The 19,139-nt window shown below is 65.1% G+C and carries 17 protein-coding genes; 9 read left to right on the top strand and 8 right to left on the bottom strand.

The annotated features are described in order from the left end of the window. Positions 1-614: 614 nt before the first annotated feature. Positions 615-1,529: an SDR family NAD(P)-dependent oxidoreductase gene (locus K6G35_RS22325; protein ID WP_008647017.1), complete on the bottom strand. Its 915-nt coding sequence runs from the start codon at positions 1,527-1,529 to the stop codon at positions 615-617. Between the two features lie 136 nt (positions 1,530-1,665). On the opposite strand from K6G35_RS22325, the gene K6G35_RS22320 reads away from it, so the two are divergent. Next, positions 1,666-2,568, top strand: a complete 903-nt coding sequence (locus K6G35_RS22320; protein WP_008647015.1) for a LysR family transcriptional regulator — start codon at positions 1,666-1,668, stop codon at positions 2,566-2,568. A gap of 79 nt (positions 2,569-2,647) precedes the next feature. Here the strand turns inward: K6G35_RS22320 and K6G35_RS22315 are convergent, their stop codons facing one another. Next, positions 2,648-3,673 carry a tripartite tricarboxylate transporter substrate-binding protein gene (locus K6G35_RS22315; protein ID WP_152564937.1) on the bottom strand — a complete coding sequence of 342 codons (1,026 nt, stop codon included), beginning with the start codon at positions 3,671-3,673 and terminating at the stop codon, positions 2,648-2,650. A 282-nt stretch (positions 3,674-3,955) separates the two neighbouring features. On the opposite strand from K6G35_RS22315, the gene K6G35_RS22310 reads away from it, so the two are divergent. Genes K6G35_RS22310 through K6G35_RS22300 form a run of 3 tightly spaced genes read left to right on the top strand, consistent with a single transcriptional unit; the run spans position 3,956 to position 7,400 of the window. Beyond that, the gene (locus K6G35_RS22310) at positions 3,956-5,125 is read left to right on the top strand and encodes an acyl-CoA dehydrogenase family protein (protein WP_011518414.1); all 1,170 of its coding nucleotides are present in this window, start codon (positions 3,956-3,958) and stop codon (positions 5,123-5,125) included. A gap of 8 nt (positions 5,126-5,133) precedes the next feature. Continuing rightward, on the top strand, positions 5,134-6,513 hold the full coding sequence (locus K6G35_RS22305; protein WP_008647010.1) for an MmgE/PrpD family protein: 1,380 nt from the start codon (positions 5,134-5,136) through the stop codon (positions 6,511-6,513). A 26-nt stretch (positions 6,514-6,539) separates the two neighbouring features. Then, positions 6,540-7,400: an HTD2 family dehydratase gene (locus K6G35_RS22300; RefSeq protein ID WP_186426040.1), complete on the top strand. Its 861-nt coding sequence runs from the start codon at positions 6,540-6,542 to the stop codon at positions 7,398-7,400. A gap of 66 nt (positions 7,401-7,466) precedes the next feature. Here the strand turns inward: K6G35_RS22300 and K6G35_RS22295 are convergent, their stop codons facing one another. The 4 genes from K6G35_RS22295 to K6G35_RS22280 all read right to left on the bottom strand — a co-directional run bounded on the left by K6G35_RS22295 (position 7,467) and on the right by K6G35_RS22280 (position 12,197). Beyond that, positions 7,467-9,008 carry an acetolactate synthase large subunit gene (locus K6G35_RS22295; protein WP_495677124.1) on the bottom strand — a complete coding sequence of 514 codons (1,542 nt, stop codon included), beginning with the start codon at positions 9,006-9,008 and terminating at the stop codon, positions 7,467-7,469. A gap of 45 nt (positions 9,009-9,053) precedes the next feature. Beyond that, complete coding sequence (locus tag K6G35_RS22290; RefSeq protein WP_011518410.1) at positions 9,054-9,803, bottom strand: GntR family transcriptional regulator; 750 nt, start codon at positions 9,801-9,803, stop codon at positions 9,054-9,056. 110 nt (positions 9,804-9,913) lie between these two features. Further along, positions 9,914-10,939, bottom strand: coding sequence for a VirK/YbjX family protein (locus K6G35_RS22285; RefSeq protein ID WP_081596814.1), 1,026 nt, complete (start codon positions 10,937-10,939; stop codon positions 9,914-9,916). Between the two features lie 253 nt (positions 10,940-11,192). Then, the gene (locus K6G35_RS22280) at positions 11,193-12,197 is read right to left on the bottom strand and encodes a LysR family transcriptional regulator (RefSeq protein WP_495677109.1); all 1,005 of its coding nucleotides are present in this window, start codon (positions 12,195-12,197) and stop codon (positions 11,193-11,195) included. Positions 12,198-12,335: 138 nt separating this feature from the next. Here K6G35_RS22280 and K6G35_RS22275 point away from each other — a divergent pair, with 138 nt between their 5' ends. Both K6G35_RS22275 and K6G35_RS22270 read left to right on the top strand, forming a co-directional pair. Beyond that, on the top strand, positions 12,336-13,070 hold the full coding sequence (locus K6G35_RS22275; RefSeq protein WP_008646999.1) for an SDR family NAD(P)-dependent oxidoreductase: 735 nt from the start codon (positions 12,336-12,338) through the stop codon (positions 13,068-13,070). A gap of 93 nt (positions 13,071-13,163) precedes the next feature. Next, positions 13,164-13,652, top strand: a complete 489-nt coding sequence (locus K6G35_RS22270; RefSeq protein ID WP_186426042.1) for a RidA family protein — start codon at positions 13,164-13,166, stop codon at positions 13,650-13,652. A gap of 52 nt (positions 13,653-13,704) precedes the next feature. On the opposite strand, the gene K6G35_RS22265 is transcribed toward K6G35_RS22270, so the two are convergent. Both K6G35_RS22265 and K6G35_RS22260 read right to left on the bottom strand, forming a co-directional pair. Next, on the bottom strand, positions 13,705-14,475 hold the full coding sequence (locus K6G35_RS22265; protein ID WP_495677108.1) for a substrate-binding domain-containing protein: 771 nt from the start codon (positions 14,473-14,475) through the stop codon (positions 13,705-13,707). Positions 14,476-14,656: 181 nt separating this feature from the next. Next, positions 14,657-15,379 (bottom strand): GntR family transcriptional regulator, encoded by a 723-nt coding sequence (locus tag K6G35_RS22260; RefSeq protein ID WP_186426043.1) that lies wholly within the window; start codon positions 15,377-15,379, stop codon positions 14,657-14,659. A 187-nt stretch (positions 15,380-15,566) separates the two neighbouring features. On the opposite strand from K6G35_RS22260, the gene K6G35_RS22255 reads away from it, so the two are divergent. From K6G35_RS22255 to hydA, 3 genes are all read left to right on the top strand, one after another. Continuing rightward, on the top strand, positions 15,567-16,868 hold the full coding sequence (locus K6G35_RS22255; RefSeq protein WP_017511596.1) for an MFS transporter: 1,302 nt from the start codon (positions 15,567-15,569) through the stop codon (positions 16,866-16,868). A gap of 97 nt (positions 16,869-16,965) precedes the next feature. After that, the gene (locus tag K6G35_RS22250; protein WP_186426044.1) at positions 16,966-17,694 is read left to right on the top strand and encodes a maleate cis-trans isomerase family protein; all 729 of its coding nucleotides are present in this window, start codon (positions 16,966-16,968) and stop codon (positions 17,692-17,694) included. A gap of 25 nt (positions 17,695-17,719) precedes the next feature. After that, the gene (gene hydA / locus K6G35_RS22245) at positions 17,720-19,138 is read left to right on the top strand and encodes a dihydropyrimidinase (protein ID WP_008646989.1); all 1,419 of its coding nucleotides are present in this window, start codon (positions 17,720-17,722) and stop codon (positions 19,136-19,138) included. Position 19,139: the final 1 nt, after the last annotated feature.

Genomic DNA, 19,139 nt, shown 5'->3' with positions numbered 1-19,139 from the left:
CGGGCCATTGACCATGCTTGTGACACACCTTACACCTTTCCCGCACTATGTGCACGACGCGGTGTGTAACTCGCCCACCCAATATCGTTACGACCAATACCTTCGCGCAACGCGTTCGGCATCGACACAACAATGCCTTCGCACGCCTTCGTGCAACGCGCCCATCGCGCGCGTCAGACACATCGCGAGCAATGATTGCGCGCACAGCAAGACCATGTCCACGCGACCAGCAGGGTCACGATCATCGCCGCCTCGCAACGCGTTGACGACTATCGCTGCGACATACCGCTGCGTCTTTCGTTCAACGTTTTCCGCATTAGCACTTTCGAATGACGAGTGCTAACCGGCGCCGGCAAGAGACGTGCGACATATCGACGTATCGCGCGTATGCACCTGTTCAGTGTTTTCGCTATCACCAGCAGCAATCGTCACGCACTTCCCAAGTGCGCGCGCCCTGACGCCGGTACTAACGATGAAGGAGTGAGCAGAATGCGTGCCACATCGGGCACGCATGTATGGACGCGTCGCGCTGCAATGCAGCATCGACGGAAAGCGGAAGGCTGGCCGGCCCCGGGATCAGCCTGAATTGGATCCGGGCCGGCCTCGGGACTCGGTCAGATCGGGTCCCAGTTGATGACGTCGGGCGATCGGTCGAGCTTGAAGAAGCTGCCGCGCATCGCGGGCATGGCGATCTCCGCGACGGTCTCCGGCGTCCAGCCTTCGCCGGTATGGACCGAGCGCACCGGGCGCGACTGGCTCATCAGCATGATTTCGTTGGCACGCACCGCGAAGATCTGGGCATTCACGTCCTTGGCCGCGTCGCTGGCCAGGAACACGGCCACCGGAGCGATCTTGCCGGCTTCCATCTTCTGCAGGCGGGCCACACGCTCCTTCTCCGCAGGCGTCTCAGCCGGGATCGAGCTGGTCATGCGGCTCCAGGCGAACGGCGCGATGCAGTTCGAGCGCACATTGAAACGGGCCATGTCCAGCGCGATCGATTTGGACAGCGCGGCGATGCCCAGCTTGGCCGCGGAGTAGTTGGCCTGCCCCAGGTTGCCGATCAGCCCCGACGTCGACGTCATGTTGACGTAGGCGCCGCTCTCCTGATCCTTGAAATAGTTGGCTGCCGCACGGCTGACGAAGAAGGTGCCGTGCAGGTGCACGTCGATCACCGAGCGCCATTCTTCCTCGTTCATCTTGAAGAACATGCGATCGCGCAGGTTGCCGGCGTTGTTGACCACGGCGTCGATGCGGCCGAAGGTGTCGAGCGCGCATTGCACGATGGCGTTGCCGCCAGCCCAGGTCGAAACGGAATCGGTATTGGCCACGGCCTGGCCGCCGGCCGCGCGGATTTCCTCGACCACGCGCTGCGCGGGGCCGGCATCGCCGCCTTCGCCGGTCATCGACACGCCCAGGTCATTGACCACCACACGCGCACCGGCCGCCGCCATGCCCAGGGCGATGCCTCGTCCGATGCCGCCACCGGCGCCCGTTACCACCACTACCTTGCCTTCCATCATTCCGCTCATCGTATCCTCCATTGGCTTGCTGTCTGCACGGACAGGGAAGCCTGCCCGTTTTATTGCAGAGCTGGATACGATAAATTGGCGGCCGAAACTTTGGAATTCATGAATCACAAAAGTGGGCTTCGTGCCCGCCGAAGCCATGCACTACGACCTGACCGATTTGCGGCTGTTTCTGAACGTGGGAGAAACAGAGAACATCACACGCGCGGCCGAGCGCAGCTTTCTCTCGCTGCCCGCAGCCAGCGCCCGCATCAAGCAGCTTGAAGAGGCGTTTCAGACCCAGTTGCTGATCCGCCAGGTGAAAGGCGTGCGCCTCACTCCGGCGGGCGACGCCCTGCTGCGCCACGCGCGCGAGGTGTTCCGGGAACTCGAATGCCTGCATTCGGACCTGCGCCCCTATGCCAAGGGTGTCAAGGGCCGCGTGCGCCTGCTGGCCAACACCACGGCCACCAACTCGTTCCTGGCCCACGCGCTGTCGCGCTTCCTGTCGGAGAACCCGGACGTCGACATCGAGCTGGAGGAGCACCTCTCGGCCGACATCGTCTCGGCCATCGGCAACGGGGCGGCGGACCTCGGCATCGTCGCGGGAGAAGTCGCCACCGCCGACCTGGACACGATGCAGCTTTGCAGCGACGAGTTGATCGTGATCGCCCCTGTCAACCATCCGCTTCCAGCCTTCAAGACACTGCGGTTCGCCGAACTGCTCGATAGTTGCCGCTTTGTGGGGCTGAATCAGTCGTCGGCGATCCAGTCATTCCTGGACCGCATCGCCAGCGGCATGGGCAAACGGATCAGCCTGCGCATCCAGGTGGGCAGCTTCGACGCGGTGTGCCGCATGGTGGAAGCCGGCGCCGGCATCGCCATCGTGCCGAACAGTTGCGCGCGGCGCTACGCCAGCCGCAAGGTACTGCGTTTCATCCGGCTGGAAGACGACTGGGCGCGGCGCGAGCTGCAACTCGTGCGCCGGCCGGGACGGGAACTGCCCCAGTTCGCGGAAACGCTGATCCAGTATCTGGTGGATGCGGCCCGGGAGCCGGTGTAGGTGTTTTCCCCCTCTCCCGCCGTGCGGGCGAGGGGACAAAACAATTGGCGCTACCCGCCTCAGTCCGCCTCAATCCTCCTCAATCCGCCTTCACGCCAGCGGCCTTGATGATCGGCGACCACTTGTCGATCTCCGAGGCCAGCCACGTGCGCAGCCCTTCCGGCGTCTGCTTGTCCTCGGGCACGATCACCGCGCCCAGATCCTGCATACGCGCCGCAACGGCCGGGTCCTTCAGCGCCGCGCGCAACGCGCCGTTGAGCTTGTTGATCACGGCAGGCGGCGTGCCCTTGGGCGCGTAGATCCCGTGCCAGACCTTGACCTCGAAGCCCTTTAGGCCGCCTTCGCGCAGCGTCGGCGCGTTCGGTAGCGCGGGAATGCGCTCAGCAGTGGTCACGCCGTACAGCTTGACCTTATCAGCCTTGATATGGGTAAGCGTCTGCGTGGTCTGGTCGCACAGCACATCCACCTGACCGCCCAGCAGCGCAGTCATCGCCGGCGCGGTGCCCTGGTATGGGATCGTCTGCACATCCACGCCGATCGCCTTCTGGAACAGCATCCCGCACAGCTGCGACACCGCGCCAAGGCCCGCATTGGCCAGGTTCACCTTGTTCTGGTTCTTCTGGATGTAGGTCACCAACTCGGGCAGGTTGTTGGGCGGCAGGTCGTGGCGTCCCAGCAGCGTCATCGGCACATCCGCCACCTGGCCCACGAAACTGAAGTCGGTCAGCGGCTTGTACGGCAGCTTCGAGTAGAGCGCCGGCGCGGTGGCCATGCCGTTATGGTGAATCAGGATCGTGTAGCCGTCCGGCGCGGCCTTGGCCACGTACGCGGCGGACACCGTGCCGCCGGCACCCAGACGGTTCTCCACCACCACGCTCTGGCCCAGCGTCTTGGACATCGCCGCCGCCACCGAGCGCGCCACGACATCAGTCGGGCCACCTGCCGCGAACGGCACGACCATCACGATGGGCTTGGACGGGTAGGCATCGTTCGCGCGGCCCTGTCCGGGAACGGCCACCGCCACGGCTGCTAGCGCGAGTGCCGCCCACGTCATGCCTCGCCACTTGCTGGTACTGATGGCTGGCAACTGCGGGAATGAGGTCATACGCTGTCTCCTGAATGCGCGTGTCATACGCGTCTGGTTTCTGGGATTCGAGTAGCGCGCAGCGTGAATCCACTGACCCGGCGGCACAATTCGGCATTGCCGAAGGGAGGGCGAGGGCATGAAAAAGTCGCGGGATAACCCGCATCCGCGCCAGTCCGCGCCCCCCGTCACACCCCTGGGACATCCCTAAGCCGGAACCGAAGCCGCGCTTCCGCAAATGCGAATGTCACTGCTCCGACCGGTCGGGAATAATGCGCCTACTCGATACTGACGGACATTGCCATGCATGCTGCACAGGACCAAGACCTGATTTACCCGGAAATCCGCGAGGCCGTACGTGACCTCTGCAAGCAATTCGATTCGGCCTATTGGCAACGCATCGAGGAACACAGCGCATTTCCGGAGGAGTTCGTCCAGGCGCTGACCCACGCCGGCTGGCTGTCCGCGCTGATTCCCGAGGCATACGGTGGCTCCGGCCTGCCGCTGACCGCAGCCTCCGTGATCATGGAAGAGATCAACCGCAACGGCGGCAACTCGGGGGCGTGCCACGGCCAGATGTACGTGATGGGCTGCCTGCTGCGCCACGGCTCCGAAGCGCAGAAGCAGCGCTGGCTGCCCGGCATCGCCTCGGGCGAGTTGCGCATGCAGTCGATGGCCGTGACCGAACCGACCACCGGCACCGATACCACCAAGCTCAAGACCACGGCCGTGCGGCGCGGCGACAAGTACGTGATCAACGGCCAGAAGGTCTGGATCTCGCGCGTCCAGCATTCCGACCTGATGCTGCTGCTGGCGCGCACCACGCCGCTGGACCAGGTGAAGAAGAAGTCCGAAGGTCTGTCGGTGTTCGTCGTCGACCTGCGCGAAGCGATTGGCAACGGCCTCACGGTCCAGCCGATCCGCAACATGGTCAACCACGAAACCAATGAGCTGTTCTTCGACAACCTCGAAATCCCGGCGGAAAACCTGATTGGCGAGGAAGGCAAGGGACTCAAGTACATCCTCGACGGCCTGAACGCCGAACGTATCCTGATCGCCGCCGAATGCATCGGCGATGGCTACTGGTTCGTCGAACGCGCCAGCAGCTACGCTCGCGAGCGGATCGTGTTCGATCGCCCGATTGGCCAGAACCAGGGCGTGCAGTTCCCGATCGCGCGTTCATTCGTCAATGTGGAAGCCGCCAGCCTGATGCGTTACAAGGCCGCCCAGTTGTTCGATGCAGGCAAGCCCTGCGGCAAGGAAGCCAACATGGCGAAGCTGCTGGCCGCCGATGCTTCATGGGAAGCGGCCAACGTCTGCCTGCAGACGCACGGTGGATTCGGCTTTGCCGCCGAGTACGACATCGAGCGCAAGTTCCGTGAAACGCGCCTGTACCAGGTGGCGCCGATCTCGACCAACCTGATCCTGTCGTTCGTCGCCGAACACGTTCTCGAACTGCCCCGCTCGTTCTGATACCCACCATGTCCGACATCGATACCCGCTATCCGACCCGCCAGCTCTGCGAGTTTCTCGCGCGGTTCACGCTCGCCGATGTGCCGTCGCCCGTCATCGAGCGCACCAAGGATCTGTTCCTCGACTGGATCGCATCGGCCATCGCCGGCAAGGACGCGCCCGCCGTGCGACGCATCCAGGAGTTCGCCGCCGCGATGGGCCCGGCCACCGGCCAGGCCGAGGTCTTCGTCGACCGCCGTCGCACATCGCCCTATTTCGCCGCGCTGATCAACGGCGCCTCGTCACACGTGGTCGAGCAGGATGACGTCCACAACGGCTCGGTGCTCCACCCCGCCGCGGTGGTGTTCCCGGCCGTAGTTGCCGCCGCGCAGGCGGAAGGCAAAACCGGCGCGGAAGTGCTGCTGGCCTCGATCGCCGGCTACGAAGCAGGCATCCGCATCGGCGAGTTCATGGGCCGCTCGCACTACCGCGTGTTCCACACCACCGGCACCGTCGGCACGCTGGCCGCTGCGGCGGCAGTAGCCAAGCTGTACGGACTCGATGCCGAAGGTATCAACCAGGCACTGGGTTCCGCGGGCACACAGGCCGCTGGCCTGTGGGAATTCCTGCGCGACGCCGCGGATTCGAAGCAACTGCACACGGCCAAGGCCGCCGCCGATGGCCTGCAGTCCGCCTGGCTGGCACGCGCGGGTTTCACCGGCGCGCGCCAGATCCTGGAAGGCGCGCAGGGCATGGCAGCGGGGATGTCCAGCGACGCCAATCCGGCGGCGCTGACTGATGGCCTCGGCACGCGCTGGGCCACGGCGGAAACGTCGTTCAAGTTCTTCGCCTCGTGCCGCCACACGCATCCGGCCGCGGACGCGCTGAAGGCGCTGATGCTGCGCGAAGGACTGCAAGCCGACCAGATCGCCGCCGTCACGGCGCACGTCCATCAGGGCGCGATCGACGTGCTTGGCCCGGTGGTCAACCCGGCAACGATCCATCAGGCCAAGTTCTCGATGGGCACGGTGCTCGGCCTGGTCGCCGTGCACGCCCATGCCGGCCTGGGCGAGTTCGAGCAGCATTCGCTGAAGGATGCGCAGGTCTCGGCGTTCCGCGACAAGGTCACGATGGAACTCGACGAGGAAATCAACACCGCCTATCCGCGCCAGTGGATCGGCCGCGTGACGGTGCGCACCACTGACGGCCGTACGCTGCAGGCGCGTGTCGACGTGCCCAAGGGTGACCCCGACAACACGCTGTCGCGTCCCGAACTCGAGGCGAAGGCCATCCAGCTCGGCGCGTTCCGCCACGGCGCGACCGAAGCCGAGATGCGCGCGATCATTGCGCGCGTCTGGCAGCTCGACCGCGAAGCCAACGTCAACGACTGGCTGCCCGCCGCCCGCTGATTACCACGAGAGCCTGCGAGATCCACATGACCACCCCTACCCTCGAAGAACTGCGCGAGTGGATCGGCCGCACCGAATCCCGCACCGAAACGCTCGCCGCGGAACCGGTGCAAGGGCTGGCGGCCACCTTCGACCTGGATGGTGACGCGCTCGTCAGCCAGCCGCTGCCACCGCTGTGGCACTGGCTCTATTTCCTGCCGCGCGCGCCGCAGCACGAAATCGGCGTGGACGGACATCCCGCGCTTGGCGGCTTCCTCCCGCCGGTACCGTTGCCGCGCCGCATGTGGGCCGGTAGCGAAGTGACGTTCAAACGCGGCCTGCGCGTGGGCGAAACCGTGACGAAGACATCGACCATCACCGATGTCCAGCACAAGTCTGGCCGCACCGGCGAACTCTGGTTCGTGACCGTCGATCATGAGCTCAGCGTCAACGGCGAAACCGCGCTGAACGAGCGTCATGACATCGTCTATCGCGCCATGCCCGAGCGCGGCCAGCCGCAACCGCCGCGTCCGCGACTGGCGCACACCGCGCAGTTCGGCCGGTCACTCAAGGCCGATCCGGTGCTGCTGTTCCGCTATTCGGCGCTCACGTTCAACGGCCACCGCATTCACTACGATCTCGACTACGTGCGCGACGTGGAGGGCTACCCGGGCCTGATCGTGCATGGACCGATGCAGGCGATGCTGATGCTTGAACTGCTGCGGCACGAGCGCCCCGACGCGCGCGTGAAGCGCTTCGGCTTCCGCGGGCTTGCGCCGCTGTTCCATCTGGATACGGTCACCGTCGGTGGTATGGACGATGCGGAGACACCCGGGAAGGTGATTCTGTGGACCGGCGACGATGCCGGCGGCCAGGCAATGGCTGGCTGGGCGGAAGTGGAAGGTTGAAGGAAGGTTAGCGCCCCTCTCCCGCCAAGCGGGAGAGGGGCGCCGTCAATCTGCGAGGAATGCCCCTCAGATCACCAGCTCGATCAGGAACGGGCCCTTGCGCTGGTTGGCCATGCGGAACAGGTCGGCGAACGTCTCCATGTTCTCCGCACGCGCAGCTTCCACGCCCATACCGTTGGCCATCTTGACCCAGTCCAGATCCGGATTGCCGAGGTCGAGCATATCCAGCGCGGTCTTGCCAGGATTGGCACCCACACCAGCCAGCTCGCCCAGCAGGATCGCGTACTTGCGATTGGCCAGCAGCACGATCGTCACGTCAAGCTTTTCACGCGCCATGGTCCACAGCGACTGCAGCGTGTACATGCCCGATCCATCGGCCTGCAACGCCACCACGCGGCGGTCCGGTGCCGCGATTGCAGCGCCCGTGGCCAGCGGCAGGCCAGCGCCGATGGCGCCGCCGGTCAGTTGCAGCCAGTCGTGCGGCGCGGCATGGACCGTGCCGGGATAGAACGCGCGGCCGAAGCTCACACTCTCTTCCACCACTACGGCCTGTTCTGGCAACAGCGCGGTCAGCGTCTGCGCCACCGCCTCGGATGTCACCGCACCCTTTGCCGGCTCCGCCGTGATATGGGCCGAGGCCGGCAGCGGAGCATTACGCGCGCCCAGTTCGTCCGACAGGCGGGCCAATGCCTCGCCCAGATCCTCTTCGGGCCGGGCCAGCACGTGGATGACGGCATCCTCGGGGTACGGACGCGGCGACTTGCCCGGATAGGCGAAGAACGTCACCGGTGCGGGCGCGCCGACCAGGATCACATTACGGATACCCGCCAGCTTCTGGCGTGCCACGTCACCGGAGTACGGAATACGGTCAACAGCCAGATGGCCACGTCCACGTGTCACGCGCGAATTCGACATCGGCGTGATCAGTCGCGCGTCGGTGGCGGCGGCAATCCGGTGCGCATCAGCCAGAGCGCCAGCGCGCAAGGCGTTGCCCGCCAGCACGATCAGCGTGGGCTGGCCGCTGCGCAGCACGCGCGCGGCGTTCTGCACGGCATCGGGCGACACCTTCGGCACGGCCAGCGCCGGCAGCGGCGCGGCCACCTTGCCACCCGCATCCCAGCAAACATCCGATGGCAAGATCAGGCTTGCCACGCCACCCGGTGCGGAAGTCGCGGCCTGCACCGCCGCGGCGGCATCGGCACCAACCGACGCCGCATGGGTAGCGGTACGCGTCCAGACGGAAACAGGGCGCGCCCAACCTTCGGTATCCGCGGTCAGCGGCGCGTCGAGCGGGCGGTGATACGTGGCCTGATCGCCGATGATATTGATGATCGGCGTCTGCGCGCGGCGCGCGTTGTGCAGATTGGCCAGGCCGTTGGCCAGCCCCGGGCCGCAGTGCAGCAGCGTGGCGGCCGGCTTGTCGGCCATGCGCGCGTAGCCATCGGCCGCGCCAGTGACCACGCCTTCGAACAGGCCCAGCACGCATTTCATGCCGGGAATCCGGTCCAGCGCCGCCACGAAATGCATTTCGCTGGTGCCGGGGTTGGCAAAGCAGGTATCGACGCCACAAGCCAGCAGCGTCTTCACCAGGCTTTCCGCGCCGTTCATCGTGTCTTGAGTCTCCATTGCAGGTTCCGTATTGGGTGGGTGTTGTCAGGAATGGGGGGCGAGCAGATCGAAATCCAGGCAGACATACTCGGTCGGGAATTCAATCCGCGCGTAATAAACGATCACGTCGTCGACGCAGGCAAAACGCCGCAGTTCGGCCACGGGGGCGCCCACGGCCAGTTCGAGCGCGCTGGCGGATTCGGCACCGGCCGGAACGATCGACAGCCGCTGCCGCGCGGCATTGACCTTGAGGCCGGGAAATCGGTCGAGCACCGGCACCGACGCGCCGTGGCGGAAAGCCTCGGGGTCGCGCGCGAAGACATCGGCGGCGATATAGACCTCGCCCACGGCGAACGGTCTTCCATCGGTGCGATGAGCGCGGTGCAGGAAATGGTAGGCATCGGCGCGACGGCCGTCGCAGGGCATGCCCAGGTCATCAGGCAGCGGCACATCGGCGGTGGATTCGACGATGGCCTCCGTGGACAGCTTGTCGCCCACGGCCACGGCCTGGTTCCAGTTGATCGGCAACGCCATTCGCCGGCATTCACGGCCGCCCGCCTTGACGAACGTCCCCCGGCCACGCGAGCGCTCGACCAGCCCTTCCTCGTCCAGGCGGGAAAGGGCGTTGTGCATGGTCATGCGCGCCACGCCGTACTGACGGCAGAGCGCTTCGAGGGAAGGAATCTGTTCACCTGGCCGCCACGCGCCGCTTTCGATCTGTCGTCGAAAGATCGTGGCCAGCTGTAGATAGACAGGTTCGCGGCTGCGAGAGAGGAGGTCGTTGGCGTCCGGCATACGAAACGCGCCGGCATTCAGCCGGCGCGCCAAGTCGATATCGGACTCTATTAAAAGTCTAGGTAGCTAGACTACTAGGGTTTACCACGACCAGATTCTTCCATACGCGATCAGGCAGCGACAGCTGCGGCAACAGGAAGTTGGGGATCGTTGCCGGCGGGGACCGCGTCGGCACGCAGCCAGTCCGCCACCGTCGCGCGCACCGCTTCGGCAAATGCCTGCTTGCGGCGCCAGGCCGACCGCTTCTTGGAAGGAATCTCCGCAATATCGCGTTGTGGCTGGCAGATCGGCACATCGACGTTGCCATCCGCAAGCGACGTGCCGTGGTACTCCGCCCAAAAGCCTTCGTAGTCCGCCAGGATTTCACGCGGCGTGTTGCGCTGCCGGCTGACGTGATTGGCGCGGGACACCCCCACCACACGCCGGGCGCCAACGTGTGCGGCGAACGCCAGCAACGCCTCCATCACGACATCCTTGGGCCGCAGGCCTTCGCTGGCCTTGGTGGCAAGGCGAATCCATTCGCGGCTCTGCTCGCCCATCGGCCCCTGCAGGCCGCCGACATAGATTTCCGGACCGTGGTCGCCACGCCTGAGATAGAAGCTCAGTTGCGTCAGGCAAACCCCGGTCTCGATATCGGTCCAGTAGAAAGCCAGTTCGCCTTCCTTGGGATTCGGGCCGGAATCGGCCAGACGAAGCTCGTAGCGCCCATCCTCGGACATCCACCGGAGTCCGCCGGACAAATAGATTCGATCGCAGACGCAAACAGGCAGCGCGGCTTCCGCCAGCACGTAGTGGTCCACCACCAACCTCGCCCGGTCACCAAAGCCCAGACCCAGCGCGCCAAGCGGCCGGAATGGCTTCTCCAGCATCAACGGCCGCGCCACCACCACCCGCTGCAGCAGCGGCGACGACGCTGCGGCGCGCAGCCACGACCGCGCCGAACCGGCCCGCACGGCCGACAGCGCAATCAGCTTGGCACGCCGCGTCAGCCACTTGCGGCTGCCCGCCGGATAACAGAAGGCAGATATCGACGCCACGGAGGCGAGATATCGCAGGTAATACGCCGGATAAAGGTCAACAAGCCCCCCCGCACGGGCGTGGACGAGCCCCTGCAAGTACGACACTGGTTCATGCACGACTGACTGCTCCCCTTGTATGGCACACACCGCCCTGGCTCGGACTTGGCATGCGCGGATTCAACCCTGGCCCCATGCGATACGCGCGCTGAGGCTTGCGAGCCGGCCCGTCTCATTGAAATGTGATGTGGGGAACGCAGGCCTGGTCTCGTAATATTTCGTAACGCCTTGAAATATTATCGGTTGACGCCGTTACAAGATAGAGACGATTTCCCTAAGAAAGGAGGGTGAGAAGGTTCGGCCGACGCTTTTTTCACGGCCACTTGCGCAACAGCCGGCGCCCGGCCTTTCGCTCATTCGCTAGCCCCGGGCAGGTTTCCCCGCCCCCCCCCCGCGCGCTTGCCAGGGCCGCCGCATGCTCCATCAGAAAATCCACGAACACCCGGACCCGCGACGGCAGCAGGCGCCCGTGCGGGTACATCAGACTGACCGGCCGTGACCGGCCGGCAAATGGCTGCAGGACCTCGACCAGCGTGCCGTCGGCCAAGTCCCGTTCGACGATAAAGCGGTAGGTTTGGAACAGACCGGCACCGGACCTGGCCAGGGTGACGCCGGCAAGCACGTCCTCGGCGCACAGATAATGGCTTTCTGTAGCCAGCACCTGCCGTTCACGGCCACCATCCATGAACAGCCACGCAATCGGCCGGCCACTGCTGGGCAGATCGAACTGAATGCACTCGTGCCGCTGCAGATCCTCAAGCGCCTGCGGCCGTCCGGCCCGCTTCAGATACCCAGGGCTCGCCACCACCACCAGTTCCGCATCCTCCAGATGCCGCGAGACCATTGTCGAATCCGGCTGCGCGCGGAACCGGATCGCCACGTCGAAGTTCTCCTCGTGGAAATCGATATTGCGGTTGCCGATCTGGATCTCGAACCTGAGGAGAGGAAACCGCTCGCGCAAGACGGGCAGCAAGGGCAGCAGCCGGTAGTGCCCGTAAGTCGTCGGCGCGCTGATACGCAGGGTGCCCGAAGGCTGGACCTGCTCGCCCGTGACCTTGCGCTCGGCCTCGATCAACTGGTTGAGCGCGCCACGACATTGCTCGAAGTAGCTCCTGCCGCCCTCGGTCAGCCGGATGCTGCGCGTGGACCGCACAAAGAGGCGCACGCCCAGGCGCTTCTCCAGCCGCGAAATCGAGCGGCTTACGGCCGCCGGCGTGACCCCGGCGGTGTTGGCAGCGGCGGTGAAGCTACCCGCTTCGGCCGCAAGGCAAAACAGCTCGATGCTGCCGAGCAGGACGTCGTCGAAGTGCCTGTGCATATTTATTACCTCATGTAACAGGACAAGTGTACACAACCCCGTTTTTTGCTCCCTGATACCGGAATAGAGTGTGTTCAACCGGAGGCGGCACTGCAAACGCGACGCCGGTCCGCGTCACCTATCTCTCTGGAGCACATCATGAGCAACACACATCCCACCGTCATCATCACTGGCGCCACCAGCGGCATCGGCCTGGGTCTGGCCGGGGCCTTTCTGAAGGACGGGTACAACGTGGTCGGCACCGGCCGCTCGCAGGAACGCCTGCAAGCCACGGCCGCGCAGTTGGGCGCCGGCGAACGCTTCGTTGGCGTGGCTGGCGACGTCGCGCTCCCGGACACAGCACGCGAAGTCTTCGCGCAGGCCGTTGCGCGCTTCGGTCATGTCGACGTGCTGGTCAACAACGCCGGCATCTTCTCCGCCAAGCCTTTCGTGCAGTTCACGCCCGAGGAAATCGAGCTACAGATCGCGACGAACCTGAAGGGCACGCTGTATCCCTCCCAGGAAGCCGCGCGGCATATGAGCGAGCGCCGGCAAGGCAAGATCATCAACATCACCGCATCGATCGCGCTGCAGCCGCACGCCGGCGTGCCGGCACTGCTGGCCGTGGCACTCAAGGGCGGTCTCAATCAGGCCACCCGGGCCCTGGCGCTGGAACTGGCGCCGTTCGGCGTCACCGTGAATGCGGTCGCGCCCGGCGTGACGGACACCCCGATGCACGCAGCGGAAAGTCACGACGCGCTGGGTCGCCTGCATCCACTGGGCCGCATCGCCCGCATCGACGAGATCAACGCCGCCGTGCTCTACCTCGCCAAGGCTGACTTCGTATCCGGCACCGTGCTGGCAGTAGATGGCGGTTACAGCGCTGGCCGCTGATTGCTTGTGTGCCGCCATCGCCGCGCCCCTTGCGAGCGACGGCGCCCCCAGCCCTAACCGTCATCGCCCCGTGATCATCACAGGAGCCCCTTCGTGATCCATGCCAACGCGTTCGATACCCTCGTGCAGCAACGGCTCGCGGCGCGCGGCCTGATGCTGCCCGATCCGCCCCGCCCCTTGGGCAACTACGCCGCCGTCAGCCAGGCAGGCAATCTGCTCTTTATTTCCGGCCAATTGCCGCTGGCCGACGGCAAGGTCGTCTGGCAGGGGCAGGTCGGCAGGGATCTGACCCTGGAAGAAGGCCATCACGCCGCCGTGCTGGCCGCGCTCAACGTACTGGCCCAGATCCACGCGTACCTGGGTGGCTTCGACCGCCTGGATCACATCGTGCGGGTGGAGGGCCATGTCGCCAGCGCGGCAGGCTGGCTGCAGCAGCCGGCGGTCATCGATGGCGCCTCCGATCTGCTCGTGGATGTGCTGGGCGCAAGGGCTGGCCATGCGCGGACGATCTCCTCGCATTTCCAGCAGCCCGGCAATGCGGCGGTCATCCTCGTGGTGATCGCCCAGATCCACACCCAATGAAAAAGGGCCGGCAAACGCCGGCCCCGGGGCAGTACTGCAGTCTCCGAAAAACCTAGTGGGGGACGGAATCGAGGCCCGTCTCCTTCACAACCGTCTGGGCGGCCGGCGCAGCCATGTAGTCGAGCAATGCCTTTGCCAGCGCGGGGTGTGCAGCGTTGACAGGAATCCCGCCGGCGAAACGCGTGATCGACTGCACGTCCTCGGGGATGCGTCCGGCGAAACTCACACCAGACACCGGCAACAGCTCGCTCACCTGCTGGAAACCGATCTCGTACTCGCCATTGGCGACGACCGAGGCCACAGGGGTCTTCTCGATCTTCTTCGCCTTGGCGCTCAGTGCCTCTGGCTCACCGAGCCGCTTGAACAGCTCGCGCTGAACGTACACGCCGCTGGCACTATCGGAATAGGCAATCGACTTCGCCTGCATCAGCGCGTGACGCAGCGCGTCCACGGTACGGATATCGGGCACCACCTCGCCCTGCCGCACTACCATGCCGATGCGCGAATCTGCCAGTTCGACGCGCGACGTTGGATCGACCACACCCTTCTTGATCAGATCGTCGAGCGCGTAGCCGACCATGATCACCACGTCGGCCTGCTCGCCGCGCGCCAGCCGGTTCGGAATGGCTTCCGGTGATTGCCCCATCGACGGCCCAAGCGTCGTCTCCAGCGTGTTGCCGCTCTCCCCGGCGAACTTCGGACCCAGGATCTTGTAGGCAGCCGTGAATCCGCCCGATGTCATCACGCGGATGTCCTCGGCCTGAGCGGTCGAGGCGAACAGCGTCACAACCGCAGCACACGCGCCGACCCATGTCCTGATCATGTTTTATGTCTCCATTGTCGTCGCGGTTGGGGAAAGCCGCGCTGGCGTGGACTATAGGTACCGCCAGGCGGCGGAGCCAGCCACAAATGGTGAAGCCGTCTTCACTATTCCTGAAGAGCAATGTTGATCCATCGGAAAAACGGCAGGTCCCTCAGGCCCGGAGAGAAATCGTCAGTGCCTGTCAGCGTCGCCCGCCACCCGCCGCGCGCGCCGCAGGCTCGGCCAGCGTCTGCTCGACCACGCGCAACACTTCCTTCGCGGTGTTCTCGGAATGCCGTCGCAGCACGTCGGCCAGACGCGGACGCCCCGGCTCGCGCAGCGCCGCGATGATCTCCTCGTGCTCGGTATGCGATTCCTGCCAGCGCAGCATATCCGCGTTGGCCGCGCCACGGGCGCGGTGGACCTTGCTCATCAGCATCGCATAGATGCCGGCCAGCACGGCGTTGCCGGCACCGTCGATGATGAGCTGGTGGATTTCCTGGTTAATGCGGAAGTAGTCGGTGCGGCGTCCGGCGTCGTGCGCGTCGATCATGGCCTGATGGCGACGTTCGATCTTGGTCACGGCCGCATCGCTGAGCCGCTGCGCCGCCAGGTCCCCGGCATGTGCCTCCAGCCCATGCAACGTCTCGAATGTGGCGCGCAGTTCGTCGAGATCGAGCGGCGCAACGCGATAGCCGATGTACTGGCGATGCAGGACCAGCCCCTCGGCCACCAGCACCTTCAGTGCTTCACGCAACGGCGTCTTCGACACATCGAAGGCCTCGCAGAAGGCCTTCTCGTCGATCCGCACGCCCGGCGGCAGCTCGCCTTCCTGAATCATCGTGCGCAACCGCGCCGCGATCTCGGCGGACATGCCCAGCGTGCGGAGCCGGGCGGTTTTGGGAAGCGCTTGTGTCACAGACATCACCAGGTTGGGGAATTTGCACCATCAGGAGGCTACCACACACCTAATCTGTGCATTCGTCGTCTATATAAATCAATGACTTACAGATGTTGTAATTACAGATTACGTATCCTATACTGCGTCCAGTTGCGCGACACACTAAACCAAACGCCTCATCGAAGGCATCAAGGACAAGGAGACACCCGTCATGCAATCCACAAGCCCCGCCGCAGCCTCGCTCGCGGTTCCCCGCAGCAGCGTGCGATGGAAGATCTTCCTGATGATGCTGCTGCTCGTGGCGATCAACTACATCGACCGCGCATCGCTGTCGGTGGCCATGCCGCTGATCGCGAAGGAATTCGACCTGAGTCCCGCCATGCAGGGACTGATCCTGAGTTCGTTCTTCTGGACCTATGCCGTCATGCAGGTGCCGGGCGGCATGCTGGCCGACAAGTACAAGCCGCGCATCGTGATCGCTACGGCTACCGTGTTCTGGGGCGCGTTCCAGGCGCTGGCAGCGGTCTGCACCAATGCCACCTCGCTGCTGCTGACGCGGCTGGGGCTCGGCGCTGCGGAAGCCCCGATCTACCCGGCCGGCGGCAAACTCAATGCCATCTGGATGACGAAGAACGAACGCGGCCGTGGCGCCACGCTGCTCGACGGCGGCGCGCCGCTGGGCGCGGCGCTCGGCTCGCTCATCATTGCCGGGCTGATCAGCGAACTGGGCTCGTGGCGCCTGTCGTTCGTGGTGGCCGGCGTTGGCACGGTTCTGGCCGGCTTCGTGGCATGGTGGTACATCCGCAACTCGCCACGCGAACACCTCGGCGTGAATGAACAAGAAGCCCGTCATATCGAGGACGCGCTTGCCCTGGAGCACAGCGAGGAGCCGACCAACCTGAGCGGCCGCTCGCTGGACTTCTTCAAGTACCGCTCGGTCTGGTGCATGGCCATCAGCTGGATGTGCTTCAACGCCGTGTTCTACGGCCTGCTGACCTGGATGCCCACCTACCTGAGCAAGGCCCGCGGCTTCGACCTGAAGCAGATGGGCGGCGCGAGCTTCATCATCTTCTTCGCCGGATTCGTCGGCGAGCTGCTCGGCGGCTGGATCGCCGACAAGTGGAAAGAAGCCGGCGGACGCCCGAACGTGGTGATGCGCACACTGTTCGGCATCGCCGCGGTGGTGGCCACGGTGTCGATCTTCTCGGTCGCCTACGTCACCGACCCCGTAGCGGTCGTGGTGCTGCTGTCCTCCACCCTGTTCTTCCTGCGCTGGTGCGGCCTGTTCTGGTCCGTCCCGTCGATGCTGGGCACCCGCAACAAGGTGGGCTTCCTCGGCGGCGTGATGAACCTGGGCGGCAACATCGCCGGCATCAGCGTGCCGATCATCGTCGGCCTGATCGTCCAGGCCACCGGCTCGTACTTCCTGGCACTGATGTTCTTTGCCGCCTGCGGCATCGGCCTGCTGCTGGCGTCGACCAACATCGACTACGAAAAGAAAATTCCGGTCTGACGGTACCGCCGCAGCGCTGGAACCCCGAATTCCACACGAATACAGAGGCGTCGCCCCTGCGGACGGCGCCCGTTTGAACTCCTGAGTAATACCCATCATGACCAGACAGATTCGCCTCGGCATGCTCACGCCGTCCTCCAACACCGCGCTCGAACCCATCACCAGCGCGATGGTCAGCGGCCTGCCCAATGTCAGCGCGCATTTTTCGCGCTTCACCGTGACCGAGATTTCGCTGCGCGATCAGGCGCTCGGCCAGTTCGATCTGGAGAAGATCCTAGCTGCCGCTCGCCTGCTGGCCGATGCCCGCGTGGACGTCATCGCGTGGAACGGCACGTCGTCGGGCTGGCTCGGCTTCGACAAGGATGAAGCGCTGTGCCGCCAGATCACCGAGGCCACGGGCATCCCCGCCACCACCTCGGTGCTGGCCCTGAACGAAATCCTGGAAAAGACCGGCGCACGCCGCTTCGGCCTGGCCACGCCGTACCTGCACGATGTGCAGGAGCGCATCGTCGCCAACTACCAGCGCAGCGGTTTCGACTGTTCGACGGAGCGCCACCTGGGGTTGCATGTGAACTACAGCTTCGCCGAAGTGGACGAGGACACCGTCCGCAAGATGGTGCGCGAGCTGGCCGCCGAAAAGCCACAGGCCATCACCACGTTCTGCACCAACCTGCGTGCCGCGCATCTGGTGGAAGCGCTCGAGGCCGAGACCGGCATCCCGGTCTACGACACGATCGCCACCGTGGTGTGGAAGTCGCTGCGTCTGGCCGGTGTCGATACCCGCGCGCTGCAGGGCTGGGGCCGCCTGTTCCGCGAAGTCGAATGACCGGCAACCCCTCGGAGTGACGACCATGCCCGCAGACAACAATCTCGATCTGGTGATCCGCAATGCCGACGTGGTCACCGCTTCCGACCGCTTCCGTTGCGACATTGGCGTGCGCGGCGGCCGCATCGTGGCACTTGGCCACGACCTGCCGCAGGCTGCCAGCGAAATCGACGCCACCGGCCTGCTGGCCTTGCCCGGCGGCGTGGACGGCCACTGCCATCTGGACCAGCCGATGCCCGACGGCATGCGCATGGCCGATGACTTCTTCACCGGCACGCGCGCGGCCGCGTGCGGCGGCACGACCACTGTGATCCCGTTCGCCGCGCAGGAGAAAGGCGCTTCGCTCAAGGCGGCCGTGGACGACTATCACCGTCGCGCCGATGGCCGCGCCGTGATCGACTACGCGTTCCATCTGATCGTGGCGGACCCCACCCCCGCCGTGCTGGAGGACGAACTGCCGTCACTGATCCGCCAGGGCTATAGCTCCTTCAAGGTCTACATGACCTATGACGACCTCAAACTGTCGGACCGCGAGATGCTGTCCGTGCTCGACGTGGCGCGGCAGAACAATGCGCTGGTCATGGTGCACGCCGAGAATGCCGACTGCATCTCGTGGCTGACCGACAAGCTCGTGGGGCAAGGCCGCATCGCGCCGCGCTTCCACGCGCTGGCGCGCCCCGATGCTGTCGAACGCGAGGCGACGCATCGCGCCATCACGTTCGCGGAACTGGTGGACGTGCCGATCCTGATCGTGCACGTCTCCGGCAAGGAAGCCATCGAGCAGATCCGCTGGGCGCAGGGTCGCGGCATGAAGATACTGGCGGAAACCTGCCCGCAGTACCTGTACCTGACCGCCGAGGACATGGGCATGGGCGGCGACGATGGCTACGAAGGCGCGAAGTGCGTTTGCAGCCCGCCGCCACGCGACCCGGAGAACCAGGCCGCCGTCTGGCGTGCGCTGACCAATGGTGTGTTCAGCGTGTTCTCGTCGGACCATGCGCCGTTCAACTACGACGATCCGGAAGGCAAAAAGCTGGGCGGCACGGCACAGCCGTTCGACCACATCCCCAATGGCGTGCCGGGCATCGAAACCCGCCTGCCGTTGCTGTTCGACGGCGTGGCGCGCGGCAAGCTCTCGCTGCACCAATTCGTGGAACTCACGTCGTACCGCCCCGCCAAGATCTACGGGCTCTACCCGCGCAAGGGCACGATTGCTGTCGGCGCCGATGCGGACATCGTGCTCTGGGACCCCACGCGCAAGGTGCGCATCGCCAACGCCAACCTGCACCACGCGGTGGACTACACGCCGTATGAAGGCATCGAGGTCACCGGCTGGCCGATGACTACCTTCTCGCGCGGCGAACTGATCGTGCGCAATGGCGAGTACCTGGAGCCTGCGGCCGGCCGCGGCAAGTTCCTCGAAGCTGGACAACCCGAGATCTGAT

It is taken from the genome of Cupriavidus sp. HY129 (assembly GCF_059492215.1).
The sequence above is the reverse complement of the archived record's forward strand: the minus strand, read 5'-3'. Positions and strand labels throughout refer to the sequence as shown.